The following is a 15,303-nucleotide window of genomic DNA, read 5'->3' on the forward strand; positions in this document are numbered from 1 at the left end:
AATGTGGGAGCGGGCTTGCTCGCGAAAGCGGTATCACATTCAACATCTACGTTGACTGACCCACTGCATTCGCGAGCAAGCCCGCTCCCACAGGTAATGCTTTAGAAGGGAATCGGGTCAGCGCTGATGTTCCCGTGCCTTTTGCAATGCAACCACCTGGTTTCGCCCATTGCGCTTGGCCTCGTAAAGGCCATCATCGGCGCGGGTCAGCAGGGTTTCCAGGTTGTCGCCAGGTTCGACGAAGGCAACACCGAAGGACGCGGTAATGGTGTCCAGCACGGTGTCGGTTCCCCGTGCCTTGATCCGCAGCGACTGAACCTTGAGGCGCAGCTGCTCGGCAAAGGCGCAGGCACCTTCCAGGCCGGCGCAGTTTTCCAGCACCACGCAGAACTCTTCGCCGCCGTAACGCCCGGCGAACGCATCGTCCACCAGCGCGCCGCGCAACACCTGGGCAACGTGTTGAAGCACGCGGTCGCCCAGCGGATGACCGTACTGATCGTTGAAATGTTTGAAGTGATCGATATCCAGCATCACTAACGCGACCTGCCCGCCGGCCTTGGCCAGGGCCTTCTCCAACAGACGGGTGAACGCGGTGCGATTCAGCAGTTCGGTCAGCCCGTCCAGCGTCGCCGCCTGCTGGGCACGCTCGAGCTTGTCGCGCAGGGTTTTGATTTCGCTTTGCGCCGATTGCAGCTGGGCAAGGAAGTGTTCCTGCTGACTCTGCATCAGCCGGGTGCTCTGCTGCAGTTCGTTCAAGATGCCCGGCAAACGGTCGCTGACCGGTTGTTCGAGCATCTCCAGGCACTGCCCGAGACGGTTCTGGAAATTGACACTGCCCTTCACGCTGCGCGAGACATCCCGCTCCATGCCATCGACCAGGCTGATCACCTGTTGCTGTCCGGCACGGGCGTCCTCCAGCTCGTCGCGGATGATGAATTCGCGAAACAGCCGGGTGGCGGACTCTGGCGGGCAACCGTCGAAATCCCGTACCACGCGGTCCAGATGACGATTGAGCTCCGGTTCCTGGCCTTTGCTGTAGGTGTACCACAGCGCGTAATGCACGGGATTGGGCGGGATATTGTGGCGAACCATCAGGGGTACGGCTTGCTTGAGCAGCGCCGCCGCCTCGCGGGAGTCTTCAGGATAAAGCGCTAGCACATTCGCACGCGTGTCTGATTGGCTCATGAAATCACTGTGGTTGTTAATCATTGGCGTTTGGCAGTGCGCTGAGCATACCGATACGCCCGACAAACGGCTATCCCGGTTTGATTGTTACCACCATTTAATCCTGGGGTTTTGCTAGCGAAGTGCTGGATGAAGGTAGGGCTCGATAAACCCGCAGCCGAGAATCTCGTTCAGGCGCCGGCCATCGCTCATGCGACGAAACAGGCCCGGCGTCATCCACGGCGCGTGGCCGTCGACGTTGGGGGCGCCCAGCCCGGCCAGCAGGTCGTCGATCATGATGGAGCGGGTTTCGAAGGAGATCCGCGTCAATCCGCTGCTGTTGCCCACACCGGCATGGGCGTGCGCGCCGGAAAAGGCAATCAGGCTGCCCGGCGCGATATCCACTGCAATGCCCTGCTGCGCATCGATGGTTTCCAGCAGGTGCGGGATCGCCTCATCGGCATCCACCGCATTGCGCCCGTCGCGATGGGACCGTTGCAGGATCGCGCGCATGTCGAAATCCGCGCTGGAATTGCGCAGTGGCCGCGCCCATAAATCCGGGTACAGGGCGAAAGTCCGCTCTGTGGTGATGGGATAAATCGGCGCCCACCAATTGGTTTGCGCATAAAGATTGGAGCCCCAGGTGTCACGATGAAAGGCAATGGTGGCCGTGGTCCTGGCCCGTGGCGCGATCTGCTGCGGCTCTCGGTGTGGCTGAAAACGCAGGTGCAGGCGATCACAGGCCAGCGCATCCACAGCAATGCCCAGGCTTTCCACTACCGTTTGCCAGCACCGGCGAATTTCGGCGCTACTGGCAAAGGCGCTCTGGCACTGGGCAAAACGAACGGTCTGTTCGCTATGGCTCAGGTAGCGATGGATCTCAGGTGGCGACCACGGATGCAGCGCCTCTTCAAGCAAGCCCCGAGTGGCTTGCACCAGCGCCAGCATCGGCGGCAAGTCCGTGACGCGCAGGATCTCGCCGGCGTAAATCCGCTGGTGAAGCCGCCGTGAACAAGCCGGTATTTCCAGTGCGCTGTACATGACCTGAGGTTCCCTGAAGCTGACCCTGCGACTCTAGAAGCGCACCCCTCCCCGCGCAAAGGGTCAGCTGCGGGCAAAAACAGCGGATCAGAGCCTTTACTCTGTGAATTTCAGCCTGGCAAACGACAAGCGGCAGCACAATGCCACTAATGCATGGCATAATGATGTCATATTGCCCCGCGACTGATGGCGGCACTCATCCAGAAATGTTCCCGCCCGAGGAAAAGCCATGCTCCTGAATGTCCTGATCTGCTGGTTTGTGCTGGCCATCGCCCTGGCAGCGATCCTGTGCCGTCAGATTCACAAGGCGAAAATGGCTGATCAGGCACTGGGCATGCAGCATGCCGACGCTTGCGAAGAAGACCAGTCGGGTATTTACCTGGCGTGAAGCCATCGCCACTGCGCTGCATGTTCGCTCCCGCCCGCTGAATTTCCCTCCTTCATAGCTATTGCTCACGCCACCGGGGAACCGGTGCGCGGAGGCTATTCCCCCTGCTCGCGCCAAATGGTCGATCTGCTCGCTGAACATTCGACAATGTCCTGCGGCACCACTTGTCCGTGCCTGCAAGCATCTGCGTCAAAGGGCCGGAAGACTCCGGCTGCGAATTCTGCCGAACGTCGCCAATTCGTAAGTTCTCGCCGGTAAACGCAGCGGTTTTTTTTGCCTGCACAGTACATGATGCCAATATGCCTTCAGTGCATCATGTAATAACCTCCCCCTCCTTGATAGACCCTCTCAATTACTGATCAGGAATGCCAGACCATGGAAAGCTGGAAAATCAGAACTCATCTTCTGTTGCTGACCGGTGTTTTATTGCTGGGATTATTGTGCGTTGGCGGCCTTGGACTCCTGGGCATGCAATCCGCGGTACACAGCCTGGAGACTGTCTACCTCGACCGCGTCGTCCCGCTGCGGGATCTGAAAAAAATCGCCGATCTGTATGCCGTGAACATCGTTGACGCCACCCACAAGGCGCGCAACGGCAACTTCACCAAAACCCAATCGCTGAGCAAGATCGAACAGGCCCAGAAGGAAATCGACCAGACGTGGCAGGCCTATAAATCGACGCAATTAATTACGGCGGAAACGCAACTCATCGCGCAGATCGACCCACTCATGGCTTCCACCCGTGGGCCGTTGCAAAAACTGCAGGAAATGCTGCGACAGAACGACGACGCGGGTCTCGCGCGATTCGCAACCGACCAGCTGTATCAGTTGATTGACCCCCTGTCAGACAAATTCTCCGAGTTGATCGAGGTGCAGTTGGTGGAAGCCAGGCACCAGTTCGAACTGAACCAGAAAGCCTATACCTCCAACCTCCAACTCTGCCTGTTGATTCTGGCGTTGGCGCTGATTGCAGGCGCGGGCTACTCACTGTTCTTCTCGAGGATGTTGAGCCGCCAGCTCGGTGCTGAACCGGCAGAACTGGCGGCCATCAGTGCGAACATCGCCCTGGGAAAACTGGCTCGCACGCACGATGATCGGCAAAAGCCCTCGACGGGGGTTTTGCATTCCGTCCAGGCCATGCGTCACAGCCTGAGCGATATGATCGGCAAGATCAGCCAGACCTCCGGGCAAATTGAAGGCGCTACCCTGCAACTGTCAGCGTCCTCGGAACAGGGATTGAGCAGCGCAGCCCTGCAAAGCGAGACCGCCTCCTCCATGGCGGCCACGGTAGAAGAGCTGTCGGTGAGCATCAATCACATCGCCGACAATGCCCGGCAGGCCCAGGACACCGCGCAGAAAGCGGGCGAAATCACCGGTGAAGGCATGGCGGTCATGCACGCCTCCATCGAGGAAATGGGGCAGATCGCCGATCTGGTTGCACAAAGCTCATCGGACATCGACCAGTTGGCGATCCAGTCAAACGATATCAGCCTGATTGTCGGCGTGATTCGCGGCATCGCCGAGCAAACCAACCTCCTTGCCCTCAACGCAGCCATCGAAGCGGCGCGCGCGGGTGAACAAGGCCGGGGTTTCGCCGTGGTCGCCGATGAGGTCCGCAGCCTGGCCGCACGCACCGCCCAATCGACCACCGAAATCGTAACCCTGGTCAATGCCATACAAAACGGCATGGTCAAGGCGAAGGACAGCATGGCCGCCGGCTGCGAGCGCGTAAGTCATGGCCAGAAACTGGTCGAAAACGCCGGGCAATCCATGCACAGGATCAAGGAAGCGCTGGACGAATCCATTGCCGCCATCAGTTTCATTTCGATGTCGCTGCAGGAACAGCGGGCAGCCAGCGAACAAGTGGCCAGCAACGTCGAACGCGTGGCGCAAAGCGTGGAAGAGAACGCTGCTGCCCAAGGCGGGATCGTGCGAACAACCCAGGAACTCAAGGCGATGTCCGACGGGCTGGGAGGCGTTCTGCAGCGATTCAGCCTGTAACCGGCAGGCCGATATCAAAATCGTCATTAACAGGCGCTAGGGTAGCTTGACGGCATTCATCTCCAATTCAGTGAAAGATGTCGGCGTCATAAGGAATGTATGCAGCGCGAGGAAATGCCATGCCCCTGAAAACCCTGTTTATTTATTACTGGCCGCTGCTGTCGATCGCCATCGTCGCCGTCCTGTTTCGCCTCATCCATAACGCCAGGGCCACCGTCCGGGCACTGGAGATACAGATGCCGGATACCTCCAACAGTCGGGGTGAAAGGCAAGAGGCGAATGCGGGCCGAACAGCGTAAATGCGGGACGTAACGACAGAATAAAAAAACCCGGCTTATTCAGCCGGGTTTTTTATTGACTCAACAGCACTTCGGTCCGGCCTTGCTGCCGTAACGGGCCTCCTGGCGTTCCCGGAAGAACGCCTCGTAGTCCATCACCGGCTTGTCCGGATGCTTGCTTTGCATGTGCTCGACGTAGTTGTCGTAGTCGGGCATCCCCACCATCAGGCGCGCGGCCTGACCGAGGTATTTTCCGAGGCGACTCAGGTCATTGAACATGCGGCAGATCCTCTATCACGCTTGCGGCACTGGCTTGAATGGCGCTTCTTTGTCCGTGCGCTCTTTTTTGCCCCAGGCGGCGACGCCGACCTTGAGCGCGAAGAACAGGATGCTGAACACCACGAACAGGAACAGCGCAGTCAGGGTTGCGTTGGTGTAGGCGTTGAAGATCACGTGCTGCATCTGATCGATGCTCTTGGCCGGGGCCAGTACCTGACCGTTGGCCAGTGCATCGCTGTACTTCTTCGCCAGGGCCAGGAAGCCGATCGACGGGTTGGCGTCGAACAGCTTGATGAAGCCGGCGGTGGTGGTGCAGATCAGCAGCCATACCGCTGGCAGCAGGGTCACCCACACATACTGTTGACGTTTCATTTTGATCAGCACCACGGTGCCGAGCATCAGCGCGATACCGGCCAGCATCTGGTTGGAGATGCCGAACAGCGGCCACAAGGTGTTGATGCCACCCAGCGGATCGATCACGCCCTGGTACAGCAGATAACCCCACATGGCCACGCAACCGGCGGTGGCGATCAGGTTGGCGGTCCAGGATTCGGTGCGACGCAGTGCCGGCACGAAGGAGCCGAGCAAATCCTGCAGCATGAAACGACCGGCACGGGTACCGGCGTCGACCGCGGTCAGGATGAACAGTGCTTCGAACAGGATCGCGAAGTGGTACCAGAAGGCCATGGTGTTCTCGCCCGGCAGCACGTGGTGCAGGATCTGCGCGATCCCCACCGCCAGGGTCGGTGCACCGCCGGCACGGGCCAGGATGGTGGTCTCGCCGATGTCATGGGCTACTGCTTGCAGCGCTTCAGGGGTAATGGTGAAACCCCAGCTGCTGACGGTTTGCGCAACGGCAACAGCGTCGGCGCCAACCACGGCAGCCGGGCTGTTCATGGCGAAGTACACGCCCGGATCGATTACCGAGGCAGCGACCATGGCCATGATCGCCACGAAGGATTCCATCAGCATGCCGCCGTAACCGATGTAACGGGCATGGCCTTCGCTGGCCAGCAACTTCGGCGTGGTGCCGGAGGCGATCAGCGCGTGGAAACCGGACACCGCGCCACAGGCAATGGTGATGAACAGGAACGGGAACAGACCGCCCTTCCATACGGGACCGGTGCCGTCGATGAACTGGGTCAGGGCCGGCATTTTCAGCTCGGGCATGGTCACCAGGATGCCAATGGCCAGGGCGACGATGGTGCCGATTTTCAGGAAGGTCGACAGGTAGTCACGGGGTGCCAGGATCAGCCACACCGGCAGTACCGCGGCGACGAAACCGTAGCCGATCAGCATCCAGGTGATCTGCACACCGGTGAAGGTGAAGGCCTTGGCCCAGACCGGGTCAGCGGCAATCTGCCCGCCCAGCCAGATCGAAGCCAGCAGCAATACGACGCCGATCACCGAGATCTCACCAATGCGGCCCGGACGGATGTAGCGCATGTAGATGCCCATGAACATCGCGATCGGGATGGTCGCCATCACCGTGAAAATGCCCCACGGGCTGTCGGCCAGGGCCTTGACCACGATCAGCGCCAGCACCGCGAGGATGATGATCATGATCAGGAAGCAGCCGAACAGCGCGATGGTGCCGGGGATGCGACCCATTTCTTCACGCACCATGTCGCCCAGGGAACGACCGTTGCGGCGGGTGGACATGAACAGGACCATGAAATCCTGCACCGCACCGGCCAATACCACGCCGGCAATCAGCCACAGCGTGCCGGGCAGGTAGCCCATCTGCGCCGCCAGGACCGGGCCGACCAGAGGCCCCGCGCCGGCGATGGCCGCGAAGTGGTGACCGAACAGAACGTGCTTGTTGGTCGGAACGTAGTCCAGACCGTCGTTGTTGAGCACGGCAGGCGTGGCTCGATTGGGGTCCAGCTGCATCACTTTATTGGCGATGAACAGGCTGTAGTAACGATAGGCAACGAGGTAGATAGCGACTGCTGCGACTACGATCCAGAGGGCGTTGATCGCTTCGCCGCGGCGCAGGGCCACGACACTCAGCGCAATCGCTCCAAGGACAGCCACGGCAAACCAGGCGAGGTGTTTAGCCAGACGGGGCATATGGGTCTCCTGCCGACAGCTCGTGACTGCGGCGGTAATTTTTATAATTGTGTCCGCTATGCGGAGCTGGCCCAATATCCGCGCATGGCGTCCACAAATAAATCCGCGTTACTACGTATGCGGCGTCTACGTAGTTCTACGTAGATGAGTTCAATCAACCTGTGGGAGCGAGCCTGCTCGCGAAGCGATGTAAAGGCCGACATCGGTGTCGACTGTGCGACCGCCATCGCGAGCAGGCTCGCTCCCACAGGTTTTTTATATGCATCCGGCCATCGGTCATTCCGTCCAGCAGCGCTACTCGGCGAGCGTATCTTTGGCCTATGATGCCGGCCCACTGCCATTCCCCAAACTGCAGGAGCGAGCCTGCTCGCGATGCATCCCGGAGCGTCGCGGGGTGTCAGGTACCCGGCATTACCGTTGACGTCCATCGCGAGCAGGCTCGCTCCTACAGTAGCCCGAGGCGAAGAGTAAAAATGCAGCTCAAACACAAGATCGTCGCCCTCGGGATCCTGCCGCTGGTACTGGCCATTGCCGTCATCTGCGCGCTGGTGATTTCCCTGAACCGTCAATTGGGCGATCAACAGGCGCAGCTGATCGAAGACAGCATTCTGGCGAGCAAGCGCGCGGAGCTGAAAAACTACGTAGAGATGGCGCAAAGCCTGATCGAGCCGCTGTACGACGATGGCCACGGCGACGCCGCCGCGCAGAAACAGGTGCTGGAAGAACTGCGCAAACTCAGCTTTGGCATCAACGGGTACTTCTTCGTCTACGACCATGAAGGCCGCAGCCTGATGCACGCGCGCCAGTCCGAACTGGTGGGCCAATACCTGTGGGACATGAAAGACCCCCACGGCTTGCCGGTGATTCAGGCGTTGCTCAAAAGCGCGCAATCGGGCGAAGGTTTCCAGCGCTACGCCTGGAACAAGCCCTCCTCCGGCCAGGTCACCGACAAGCTCGCCTACGTGGTGATGCTTGATCGCTGGGGCTGGATGCTCGGCACCGGCATTTATCTGGAAGACGTCGAGCGCGCCACGCAGCAGGCCCGTGCCGAAGTGGCCATGGGCATTCGCAAGACCATGATGGCGATTGCCGTGGTGGCGCTGGTGGCGGTGCTGTTCGTGTTCGGCACCGGCATGACCTTGAATGTCAGCGAACATCGGCTGGCGGACAAAAAGCTGCAACGCCTGACCCAGCGCATCGTCAGCCTGCAGGAAGAAGAACGCTCGCGGGTCTCCCGGGAGCTGCACGACGGCATCAGCCAGGTGCTGGTCTCGATCAAGTTTCAGTTCGAACTGGCCAGCCATGTGCTGGAGAATGGCCAGGACAAGGGGCTGGGAATCTTGCGCGATGCCACGGAGCGCCTGGGCGAAGCCATAGGCGAGGTTCGCAGCCTGTCCCACGACCTGCGCTCATCCTTGCTCGACACCCTTGGCCTGCAAGCGGCCATCGGCCAACTGGCGGCGGAATTCGAGCAGCGCAGCGGCCTGACGGTGAGCTACACGGACAATGAATTCGACTGCCAACTGGTCGATGGCGCGGCGGTCTCGCTGTTTCGCATTGTCCAGGAAGGCCTGACGAACATCGAACGGCACGCCCAGGCCAAACACGTATCCATTACCCTGCATGGCTCCAAAGACAATGTGCGCCTGACGGTGGTCGATGACGGCGTGGGCTTCAACGTCGCCCAGGTCGAGCGTCGTCACGCCGGCATCGGCCTGCGCAATATCCGCGAACGTGTCGAACATTTTGGCGGCCGGTTCGATCTGGTTTCCGTGCCAGGGCGAAGTGAGCTGGATGTGCTGCTGCCGATGAAACCCTCCGGCGACAGACACAGCTGAGACAACCGTCGGCAAAACCAACAACAAGAGTGAACCCTGAATGAACCTGCCCTCCCCGATCCGCGTCGCGCTGGTCGACGATCACTCCCTGGTCCGCGATGGAATCAAGGCACTGCTGGCTGTCATGGCGCCCCTGGAAGTGGTGGGCGAAGCCGAAAACGGCGCCGAGGCGATCGAGATGGTCGGGCGCTGCCAGCCGGACCTGCTGCTGGTCGACATCAGCCTCGGCGACATGAACGGCCTGGAACTGACCCGCATGTTGCGCAGCCAGTACCCGTCGCTCAAGGTGCTGGTGCTGAGCATGTACGACAACTATGAATACGTCAGTGAATCCGTGCGCTCCGGGGCCAGCGGCTACGTGCTGAAAAATGCGCCATCGCGGGAAATCATCGCCGCCATCGAAGCCATCACCAGCGGCGGCACCTTCTATAGCGCCGACATCGCCCAGCGGCTCGTCGCCGACAAGAGCACCGACAACGAACTCACGCCCCGGGAGAGCCAGGTGCTCTCGAAAATGGCCCAGGGCCTGAACAACAAGGAAATGGCCCGGGAACTGGACATCAGCGTGCGCACCGTGGAAACCCACCGCCTGAGCATTCGGCGCAAGCTCAACATCGACAAACCGGCGGCACTGGTCAAATACGCCATCGATCACGGGCTCATTTCGCGGTAACGCCATACCCACTGTGGGAGCGAGCCTGCTCGCGATAAACGCCCGGGCAACGCGTTCATTCAGACAGGGCGCATTATCGTTGACGTGCATCGCGAGCAGGCTCGCTCCTACAGGGAAGCGGTTTTCAACTGTGCGATTAAGAACCAAAACATCTTAATAAATAAAAAATCAGTATTTATCGTTATAAAACATTACGCGTAGTCTCCATTCATCCCGTCATTGATCATCACAGTGAAGTGCCCCATGAATGCGACCGACAACCTCATCGACCTGAACAGCTATCGCAAACGCAAACAGGCTCAGCAACGGGCACGGGCCATGTGGGAAATGTACGCACGCAATGCAGGCTTGCAGGCCTGGCAATGGGTCCAGGCGGCCAAGGCGACCGAGACTCGTCACGCGTGAACAGCAATGTGCCTACGCGCTTTCTGGCGAGCGCCGATGAACCCGTGCTGGACCTGAACAACCTGGAGCAGCAGGAAGACGACGCCAATTGCGAACGCGTTGCGCAGAACCTGCAGCGCCTGCGCAGCAAGCGTCACCTCTCCCTCGATGCCCTGGCGCGCCAGTGCGGCGTGAGCCGGGCGATGCTGGCGCAGATCGAGTCCGGGCGCAGCGTGCCGTCGATCAAAGTGCTGTGCAAAATCGCCAAGGGCTTGAAGGTGTCGGTGGCCGCTTTCCTGGAGCATCGGGCCTTTGAAGGTGTGGCGCTGTTGTCGGCCAGCCAGAGCAAGCGCCTGGTCAGTGCCAACGGCGCGTTCGTCAGCCGGGCGCTGTTCCCCTACGACGTGGCGCGGCAATCGGAGTTTTACGAGTTGCGCCTGAGCCCGCTGGGCGAGGACCAGTCCGAAGGCCATGGCCCGGGTGTCCAGGAAAACCTGGTGGTGGCGCAGGGGGTGCTGGAGATCAGCGTCAACGATGAGCGCTACCTGCTGTCCACCGGCGACTCGATCCTGTTTTACGCCGACCAGCCCCATCGCTATCGCAATCCTGCGGACAGTGAAGCTGTGGCTTACCTGGTAGTGACCTACCCCGAACGCCTGGACTGACAACCCAAAAAACTGTGGGAGCGAGCCTGCTCGCGATGATCGTCAACGATGACGCGTTCTTTCTGAATAAACGCGTCGGCCTTGAGTCCATCGCGAGCAGGCTCGCTCCCACAGGTATAGCAATCAGCAATCAGCAATCAGCAATCAGCAATCAGCAATCAGCAATCAGCTTTCGATCAGCAGGTGCAGCACATCATCGGCATGCCGTTGCAGCTCATCATCATCGGCATGCCGCAGTCGTTCATCATTTTCATCATCAGCGCGCAGCAGTTCTTCATCATGTCCATGTTCATGCCGGCCATCGGCATGATTTTGCACATCATGCAGTCGGCCATCATGGTGCATTCCATCACGCACTTCATCGACGGCATCGGCATGCCCATCATTGGCATCGGCATCATCATGTTCATCATCGGCATGGCCATGCTGGCCGCAGACATGCACATCATGCTCATGTTGCCGCAGTGCATCATCATCGGCATGCCGCAGTTCATCATCATCTGCATCATTTCAGCGCTGTTCTTGAACATCGCCATGTCCATGCCCGCCGCCGGCATCATCTTGCACATCATGCCGTCGTCCATCATCTCGCAGGTCATGGTCGCCATCATCATAGGCATGCTCATCATCGGCATCATCGGCATGGCGGCGTTCATCGGCATTTGCATCTGCATGGCGTTCATCATGGTGTGGCTCCCCCGAAGGATTGGATAGTTGGACAAGCTGATGGGGGCGATTCTAGGCAAACGGCCTGGCCCGACAAGCTGGCGGTCGAGCAGCCAAATCCGGTGCCGGGGCAGCCTTTACGAGGCAGGTAGCGATGGGATGTCTGCGATGACGATCAATCGGCTTCGATCGCGGACGTGGCGAATGCCATGACGCGGATTGGTGGGTGATGGATATGTCGTACAGGTCTAATTAAAGAACCGAAGGAAATAATCGGTCTAAGCATTTGCCAAATGCCGGGCAAAAAAAATCCCGGGCAGCTGATGGACGCCCGGGATTTAAAAATGCATAAACCGTGGTGGTGAACGCGGGGCGGATATTACGGAATATTTCGCCCTGTAACAAGATATTTTGATTAACTGCTCAGTTACTAATCTCGCTAAGCCTTTAAATATCCTGATATTTTTTAAGGTTAACTTCGAAAGCCCTTTAACTGCGATTACAGGAACCAGCGATATTCCCGCGCACTGATGTCATTCATAAACGCCAAATGATCCTGACGCTTGTTCTCGCAATAAACGTCTACAAACTCCTCCCCCAAGCCTTCACGTACCGCTGCGTGGTTGTGCATGGAGCGCACGGCTTCGAGCATTTCCAACGGGAAATCGACGCCGCTGCTGCGATCTTCATTGAGCGGGGCGATGGGCTCGCGCTTCTGCTCCAGTCCCTGCTCCAGGCCGATCAGGATCGCTGCCAGTACCAGGTAAGGGTTGGCATCGGCGCCGGCCAGGCGATGTTCGATGCGCAAGTTTTTCACGTCCGACTCCGGCACCCGCAGGCACGCGTCGCGGTCTTCAAAGCCCCAGCTGGCGCGGGAGGCGACGTTCACCGTGGCGCTCAAGCGGCGTGTCGCGTTGTGGTTCGGAGCGAAGATCGGCATGCAATGCGGCAACACGTCCAGGCAACCGGCCACGGCATGACGCAACGCCTGCCCCCCGTTCGCCGCCAGCAGGTTGTTACCCGCCTCGTCATACAGGCTCACATGCACATGCATGCCGCTGCCGGGGTGCTGCAAATAAGGTTTGGCCATGAAGCTGGCGCGATAGTTGTGCTTGAGTGCCACGCCACGGGTACTGCGGCAGAACAACGCCGCCCAGTCGGCCGCGCGCAAACCGTCATCGAGGTGACCGAAGTTGATTTCGAACTGACCGGGGCCCAGTTCGGCGGTGATCACCGTCGCGTCGATGCCCTGCGCTCGCGCCGTCTCGACCATTTCATCGAGTACCGGGGCAAAGCGGGTCAGGCGCTCGATGTGCATGTTCGGCTGGTCATCGGCATCGCCGGTCAGCGGGTCGCGGGCAAATTGCGGCAGGCCATCGCGCAAGTGACTGTCGAACAGGTAGAACTCCAGTTCGAAGGCCACGACCGGGAAAATGCCCTTGCGACCCAGCCGCGCCAGCACCTGCGCCAGGACTTCCCGCGGTTCGAATTCGATCGGTTTTTCCGTGCCGTCGGAGGTAATCAGCATCTGCCCCAGCGGTTGCTGTTCCCAGCTCACCAGCTTCAAGGTGCCAGGCACCAGGCGCCGTTGCGCGTCCGGGTCGCCGTCGTTGAAGCAGTAGTCACCGATCTTGAACAACCCGCCCTGGGTGCCGAGCAATACGCAGTTCTGCGGCAGCTTGAGCGCGCTGCCGGCCGCGACTTTTTCGAGCATTTCGATCGGGTAGCGCTTGCCGTAGAAATGCCCCGGGATGTCCAGGGAAATCAGGTCGACAAAACGTACGTCGGGGTACTGCTGACGAAATTCACGTACTTCGGCGAGCAGTTCAGAGCAGACAGCATCCATCATTGTGTTCCTTGTTGTTTTATCAGGTGTAAACCCAAAGTACGCGGGTGAGTTGCTCGCCCAGATTGCCGTAGCGGCAATGGGCATGGCTGGCCAGCTGGAAACTGTCGCCGGCGCGCAGGGTCACCGGTTCGTTGTCATCCAGCCACAGGGTCAGTTCGCCTTCCAGGACATAGCCGCCCTGCTCCGAGCTGTCCTTCATGTGCCGCTCGCCGCTGCTGGCACCGGGCTCCAGCTGGCTTTCGAGCATGGAAAAGGACGCGCGCATTTTCGGCGAGACGAGGATGTCGGTGATGCCGTCGGCGTAGTACAGCGTGCGACGCTCATCCGGCCGGGTTACCCACGGCAGGGCCATGGGTTTGGGCAGGCTGTAGAAATAGGTGGTGGGCACGCCGAGGGTTTCGCTGATGGCGGTCAGGTCCGCCACCGTCGGCCGCGACAGCCCGCGCTCGACCTGGGACAGGAAACCCACGGAACGGCCGATTTTGTCCGCCAGATCCTTGAGCGTGTATTTTTTGTGTTTGCGCAGGTCCTGGATCAGGATCGCCAGCGCCGAAATCTCTTCTTGCATGTCCATCTAAAGGCTTCCAGAAATTGCCGTTTCAAATGCTGTCGCGCAGCCGATACCAGGCTTTGCCGATGGCTTCCAGGGGCGCCGCCATGTATTTGCCGCCGGGGAAGCTGCCGTTGGTCAGTCCCTGGTACAACGCCAGTTCGTCCGCCCGGCCGAGTATCGCATCGGACACCGCCCGCGCCCCGGCCAGGGTCGGCAGCACGCCATGCCCGGAATAACCCTGCAGCCAGTACAAATCTCCGCGTCGGCCGATATCCGGCGTGCGCTTGAGCGTCAGGTCGATATGACCGCCCCAGGAGAACTCCAGCTCGACCCCTTTCAACTGCGGAAACACCCGCTCAAGGCACGGCCGGGTAGCGCCGGCGATGTCCTTGGGCATCCCGCCCAGATAGGTGCAGCCACCGCCGAACAACAAGCGGTTGTCCGGGGTGCGGCGGAAATAATCGAGCACGAACTGGTTGTCGGTGACGCACACATTGCTCGGCAGCAGCGCAGTCGCCTGCGCCTCTGACAACGGCGCCGTGGCGACCTGATAGGTGCCGACGGGCAATACGCAACTCGACAGCTGCGGATCGAGCCGATCCAGATAGGCGTTGCAGGCCAGGACCAGCACGTCTGCGCGAATGCTGCCGCGCTCGGTGGTCACCCGGTAACCGTCGCCGTCCTCGTGATAACTCAGGGCCTTGCTTTGTTCATGGATCACGCCCCCGGCCCGCTCAATCGCGGCGGCCAGGCCCAGCGCCAGTTTCAGCGGATTGAGGTGCCCGCCCTCGGGGTCGAACAGACCGGCCTGATAACGCTCGCTGGCGACCCATTCCGGCAACTGATCGCGTTCAATGAACTGCAATCCGTCGTGCCCCCATTTGTGACTGGCCTCGTGCTGCCATTCGGTCAGCAGGCTGACCCGCCGTGGCATCACTGAGGTCCAGAGGTGCCCGGGCCGATAATCGCAATCGAAACCATGGCGCGCCGGCAGTTCACGCAACTCCTGCGCCGCCCAGCGCATGCCGTCCCACAGCCGCCGCGCGCGCTCGTAACCCAATGCTGCCTCCAGCGGCGGCATGTCACAGGACCAACCCAGAATCGCCTGTCCGCCGTTACGCCCCGAGGCCGCCCACGCCACCCTGCTCGCCTCCAGCAGCGTCACGCGCTTGCCAGCCAGGGCCAGGCGCAACGCGGTGTGCAGCCCGCTGAAGCCGGCGCCGATAATCAGCACTTGCGTGTCCTGTTCACCTTTGAGTGCCGGCCGATTGACCAGGCGATCGCTGCAGGAATGGGCGTAATAGCTGGCGACGTGTTGCGCGGATTGCTGAAACATGACCGGCTCCATGAAATTTTATAGTTTTAATTTCATGAAAAAATACACGAAAGATTTCATGCGGGCAACGTCACAGTACCCCAACGGCCGAATACCGAAACAAAAATGCCCGGCA

General features: G+C 60.0%; 15 protein-coding genes and 1 pseudogene. 8 read left to right on the plus strand and 8 right to left on the minus strand.

Annotated elements, in window-relative coordinates:
* Window positions 1-117 precede the first annotated feature (117 nt).
* Complete coding sequence (locus tag ABTV29_RS18385; protein ID WP_433766077.1) at window positions 118-1,185, minus strand: GGDEF domain-containing protein; 1,068 nt, start codon at window positions 1,183-1,185, stop codon at window positions 118-120.
* Between the two features lie 114 nt (window positions 1,186-1,299).
* Entirely contained in the window at window positions 1,300-2,205 is a 906-nt protein-coding gene (locus ABTV29_RS18390; protein WP_433766079.1) for a hypothetical protein, read from the minus strand.
* A gap of 229 nt (window positions 2,206-2,434) precedes the next feature.
* Here ABTV29_RS18390 and ABTV29_RS18395 point away from each other — a divergent pair, with 229 nt between their 5' ends.
* The 4 genes and pseudogenes from ABTV29_RS18395 to ABTV29_RS18410 all read left to right on the plus strand — a co-directional run bounded on the left by ABTV29_RS18395 (window position 2,435) and on the right by ABTV29_RS18410 (window position 4,893).
* Complete coding sequence (locus ABTV29_RS18395; protein WP_433766080.1) at window positions 2,435-2,593, plus strand: hypothetical protein; 159 nt, start codon at window positions 2,435-2,437, stop codon at window positions 2,591-2,593.
* Window positions 2,594-2,968: 375 nt separating this feature from the next.
* Window positions 2,969-3,445, plus strand: a pseudogene (locus ABTV29_RS18400) (MCP four helix bundle domain-containing protein); the annotation flags it as partial.
* Between the two features lie 27 nt (window positions 3,446-3,472).
* Window positions 3,473-4,594: a methyl-accepting chemotaxis protein gene (locus ABTV29_RS18405; RefSeq protein ID WP_433771933.1), complete on the plus strand. Its 1,122-nt coding sequence runs from the start codon at window positions 3,473-3,475 to the stop codon at window positions 4,592-4,594.
* Between the two features lie 119 nt (window positions 4,595-4,713).
* Complete coding sequence (locus ABTV29_RS18410; protein ID WP_433766082.1) at window positions 4,714-4,893, plus strand: hypothetical protein; 180 nt, start codon at window positions 4,714-4,716, stop codon at window positions 4,891-4,893.
* A 60-nt stretch (window positions 4,894-4,953) separates the two neighbouring features.
* On the opposite strand, the gene ABTV29_RS18415 is transcribed toward ABTV29_RS18410, so the two are convergent.
* Both ABTV29_RS18415 and ABTV29_RS18420 read right to left on the minus strand, forming a co-directional pair.
* Window positions 4,954-5,151 (minus strand): YbdD/YjiX family protein, encoded by a 198-nt coding sequence (locus tag ABTV29_RS18415; protein ID WP_008051268.1) that lies wholly within the window; start codon window positions 5,149-5,151, stop codon window positions 4,954-4,956.
* Between the two features lie 15 nt (window positions 5,152-5,166).
* Complete coding sequence (locus ABTV29_RS18420) at window positions 5,167-7,224, minus strand: carbon starvation CstA family protein (protein ID WP_433766084.1); 2,058 nt, start codon at window positions 7,222-7,224, stop codon at window positions 5,167-5,169.
* Between the two features lie 473 nt (window positions 7,225-7,697).
* On the opposite strand from ABTV29_RS18420, the gene ABTV29_RS18425 reads away from it, so the two are divergent.
* The 4 genes from ABTV29_RS18425 to ABTV29_RS18440 all read left to right on the plus strand — a co-directional run bounded on the left by ABTV29_RS18425 (window position 7,698) and on the right by ABTV29_RS18440 (window position 10,784).
* Entirely contained in the window at window positions 7,698-9,062 is a 1,365-nt protein-coding gene (locus tag ABTV29_RS18425; RefSeq protein WP_433766086.1) for a cache domain-containing protein, read from the plus strand.
* Window positions 9,063-9,102: 40 nt separating this feature from the next.
* Entirely contained in the window at window positions 9,103-9,735 is a 633-nt protein-coding gene (locus ABTV29_RS18430; protein WP_433766088.1) for a response regulator, read from the plus strand.
* A gap of 243 nt (window positions 9,736-9,978) precedes the next feature.
* Window positions 9,979-10,140, plus strand: coding sequence for a hypothetical protein (locus tag ABTV29_RS18435; RefSeq protein ID WP_433766090.1), 162 nt, complete (start codon window positions 9,979-9,981; stop codon window positions 10,138-10,140).
* Window positions 10,098-10,784: a helix-turn-helix domain-containing protein gene (locus ABTV29_RS18440; RefSeq protein ID WP_433766092.1), complete on the plus strand. Its 687-nt coding sequence runs from the start codon at window positions 10,098-10,100 to the stop codon at window positions 10,782-10,784. The genes ABTV29_RS18435 and ABTV29_RS18440 overlap by 43 nt, the downstream gene beginning before the upstream one ends.
* Before the next feature lie 176 nt (window positions 10,785-10,960).
* Here the strand turns inward: ABTV29_RS18440 and ABTV29_RS18445 are convergent, their stop codons facing one another.
* From ABTV29_RS18445 to ABTV29_RS18460, 4 genes are all read right to left on the minus strand, one after another.
* Entirely contained in the window at window positions 10,961-11,470 is a 510-nt protein-coding gene (locus ABTV29_RS18445; RefSeq protein WP_433766094.1) for a hypothetical protein, read from the minus strand.
* Between the two features lie 479 nt (window positions 11,471-11,949).
* Window positions 11,950-13,296, minus strand: coding sequence for a glutamine synthetase family protein (locus tag ABTV29_RS18450; RefSeq protein WP_433766096.1), 1,347 nt, complete (start codon window positions 13,294-13,296; stop codon window positions 11,950-11,952).
* 22 nt (window positions 13,297-13,318) lie between these two features.
* Window positions 13,319-13,873, minus strand: coding sequence for a helix-turn-helix domain-containing protein (locus ABTV29_RS18455; protein WP_433766097.1), 555 nt, complete (start codon window positions 13,871-13,873; stop codon window positions 13,319-13,321).
* A gap of 25 nt (window positions 13,874-13,898) precedes the next feature.
* Window positions 13,899-15,188, minus strand: coding sequence for an NAD(P)/FAD-dependent oxidoreductase (locus ABTV29_RS18460; RefSeq protein WP_433766098.1), 1,290 nt, complete (start codon window positions 15,186-15,188; stop codon window positions 13,899-13,901).
* Window positions 15,189-15,303: the final 115 nt, after the last annotated feature.

The sequence above is a fragment of the Pseudomonas putida genome (assembly GCF_050989985.1).
Classification (GTDB): domain Bacteria; phylum Pseudomonadota; class Gammaproteobacteria; order Pseudomonadales; family Pseudomonadaceae; genus Aquipseudomonas; species Aquipseudomonas putida_AI.

Bases quoted from the DNA above. Each gene is read 5' to 3' on its own strand.
- ABTV29_RS18390 (WP_433766079.1), bottom strand. From the start codon at position 2,205: ATGTACAGCGCACTGGAAATACCGGCTTGTTCACGGCGGCTTCACCAG.
- ABTV29_RS18460 (WP_433766098.1), bottom strand. From the start codon at position 15,188: ATGTTTCAGCAATCCGCGCAACACGTCGCCAGCTATTACGCCCATTCC.
- ABTV29_RS18425 (WP_433766086.1), top strand. From the start codon at position 7,698: ATGCAGCTCAAACACAAGATCGTCGCCCTCGGGATCCTGCCGCTGGTA.
- ABTV29_RS18395 (WP_433766080.1), top strand. From the start codon at position 2,435: ATGCTCCTGAATGTCCTGATCTGCTGGTTTGTGCTGGCCATCGCCCTG.
- ABTV29_RS18450 (WP_433766096.1), bottom strand. From the start codon at position 13,296: ATGGATGCTGTCTGCTCTGAACTGCTCGCCGAAGTACGTGAATTTCGT.
- ABTV29_RS18420 (WP_433766084.1), bottom strand. From the start codon at position 7,224: ATGCCCCGTCTGGCTAAACACCTCGCCTGGTTTGCCGTGGCTGTCCTT.
- ABTV29_RS18455 (WP_433766097.1), bottom strand. From the start codon at position 13,873: ATGGACATGCAAGAAGAGATTTCGGCGCTGGCGATCCTGATCCAGGAC.
- ABTV29_RS18410 (WP_433766082.1), top strand. From the start codon at position 4,714: ATGCCCCTGAAAACCCTGTTTATTTATTACTGGCCGCTGCTGTCGATC.
- ABTV29_RS18430 (WP_433766088.1), top strand. From the start codon at position 9,103: ATGAACCTGCCCTCCCCGATCCGCGTCGCGCTGGTCGACGATCACTCC.
- ABTV29_RS18440 (WP_433766092.1), top strand. From the start codon at position 10,098: ATGGGTCCAGGCGGCCAAGGCGACCGAGACTCGTCACGCGTGAACAGC.
- ABTV29_RS18415 (WP_008051268.1), bottom strand. From the start codon at position 5,151: ATGTTCAATGACCTGAGTCGCCTCGGAAAATACCTCGGTCAGGCCGCG.
- ABTV29_RS18385 (WP_433766077.1), bottom strand. From the start codon at position 1,185: ATGAGCCAATCAGACACGCGTGCGAATGTGCTAGCGCTTTATCCTGAA.
- ABTV29_RS18435 (WP_433766090.1), top strand. From the start codon at position 9,979: ATGAATGCGACCGACAACCTCATCGACCTGAACAGCTATCGCAAACGC.
- ABTV29_RS18445 (WP_433766094.1), bottom strand. From the start codon at position 11,470: ATGATGAACGCCATGCAGATGCAAATGCCGATGAACGCCGCCATGCCG.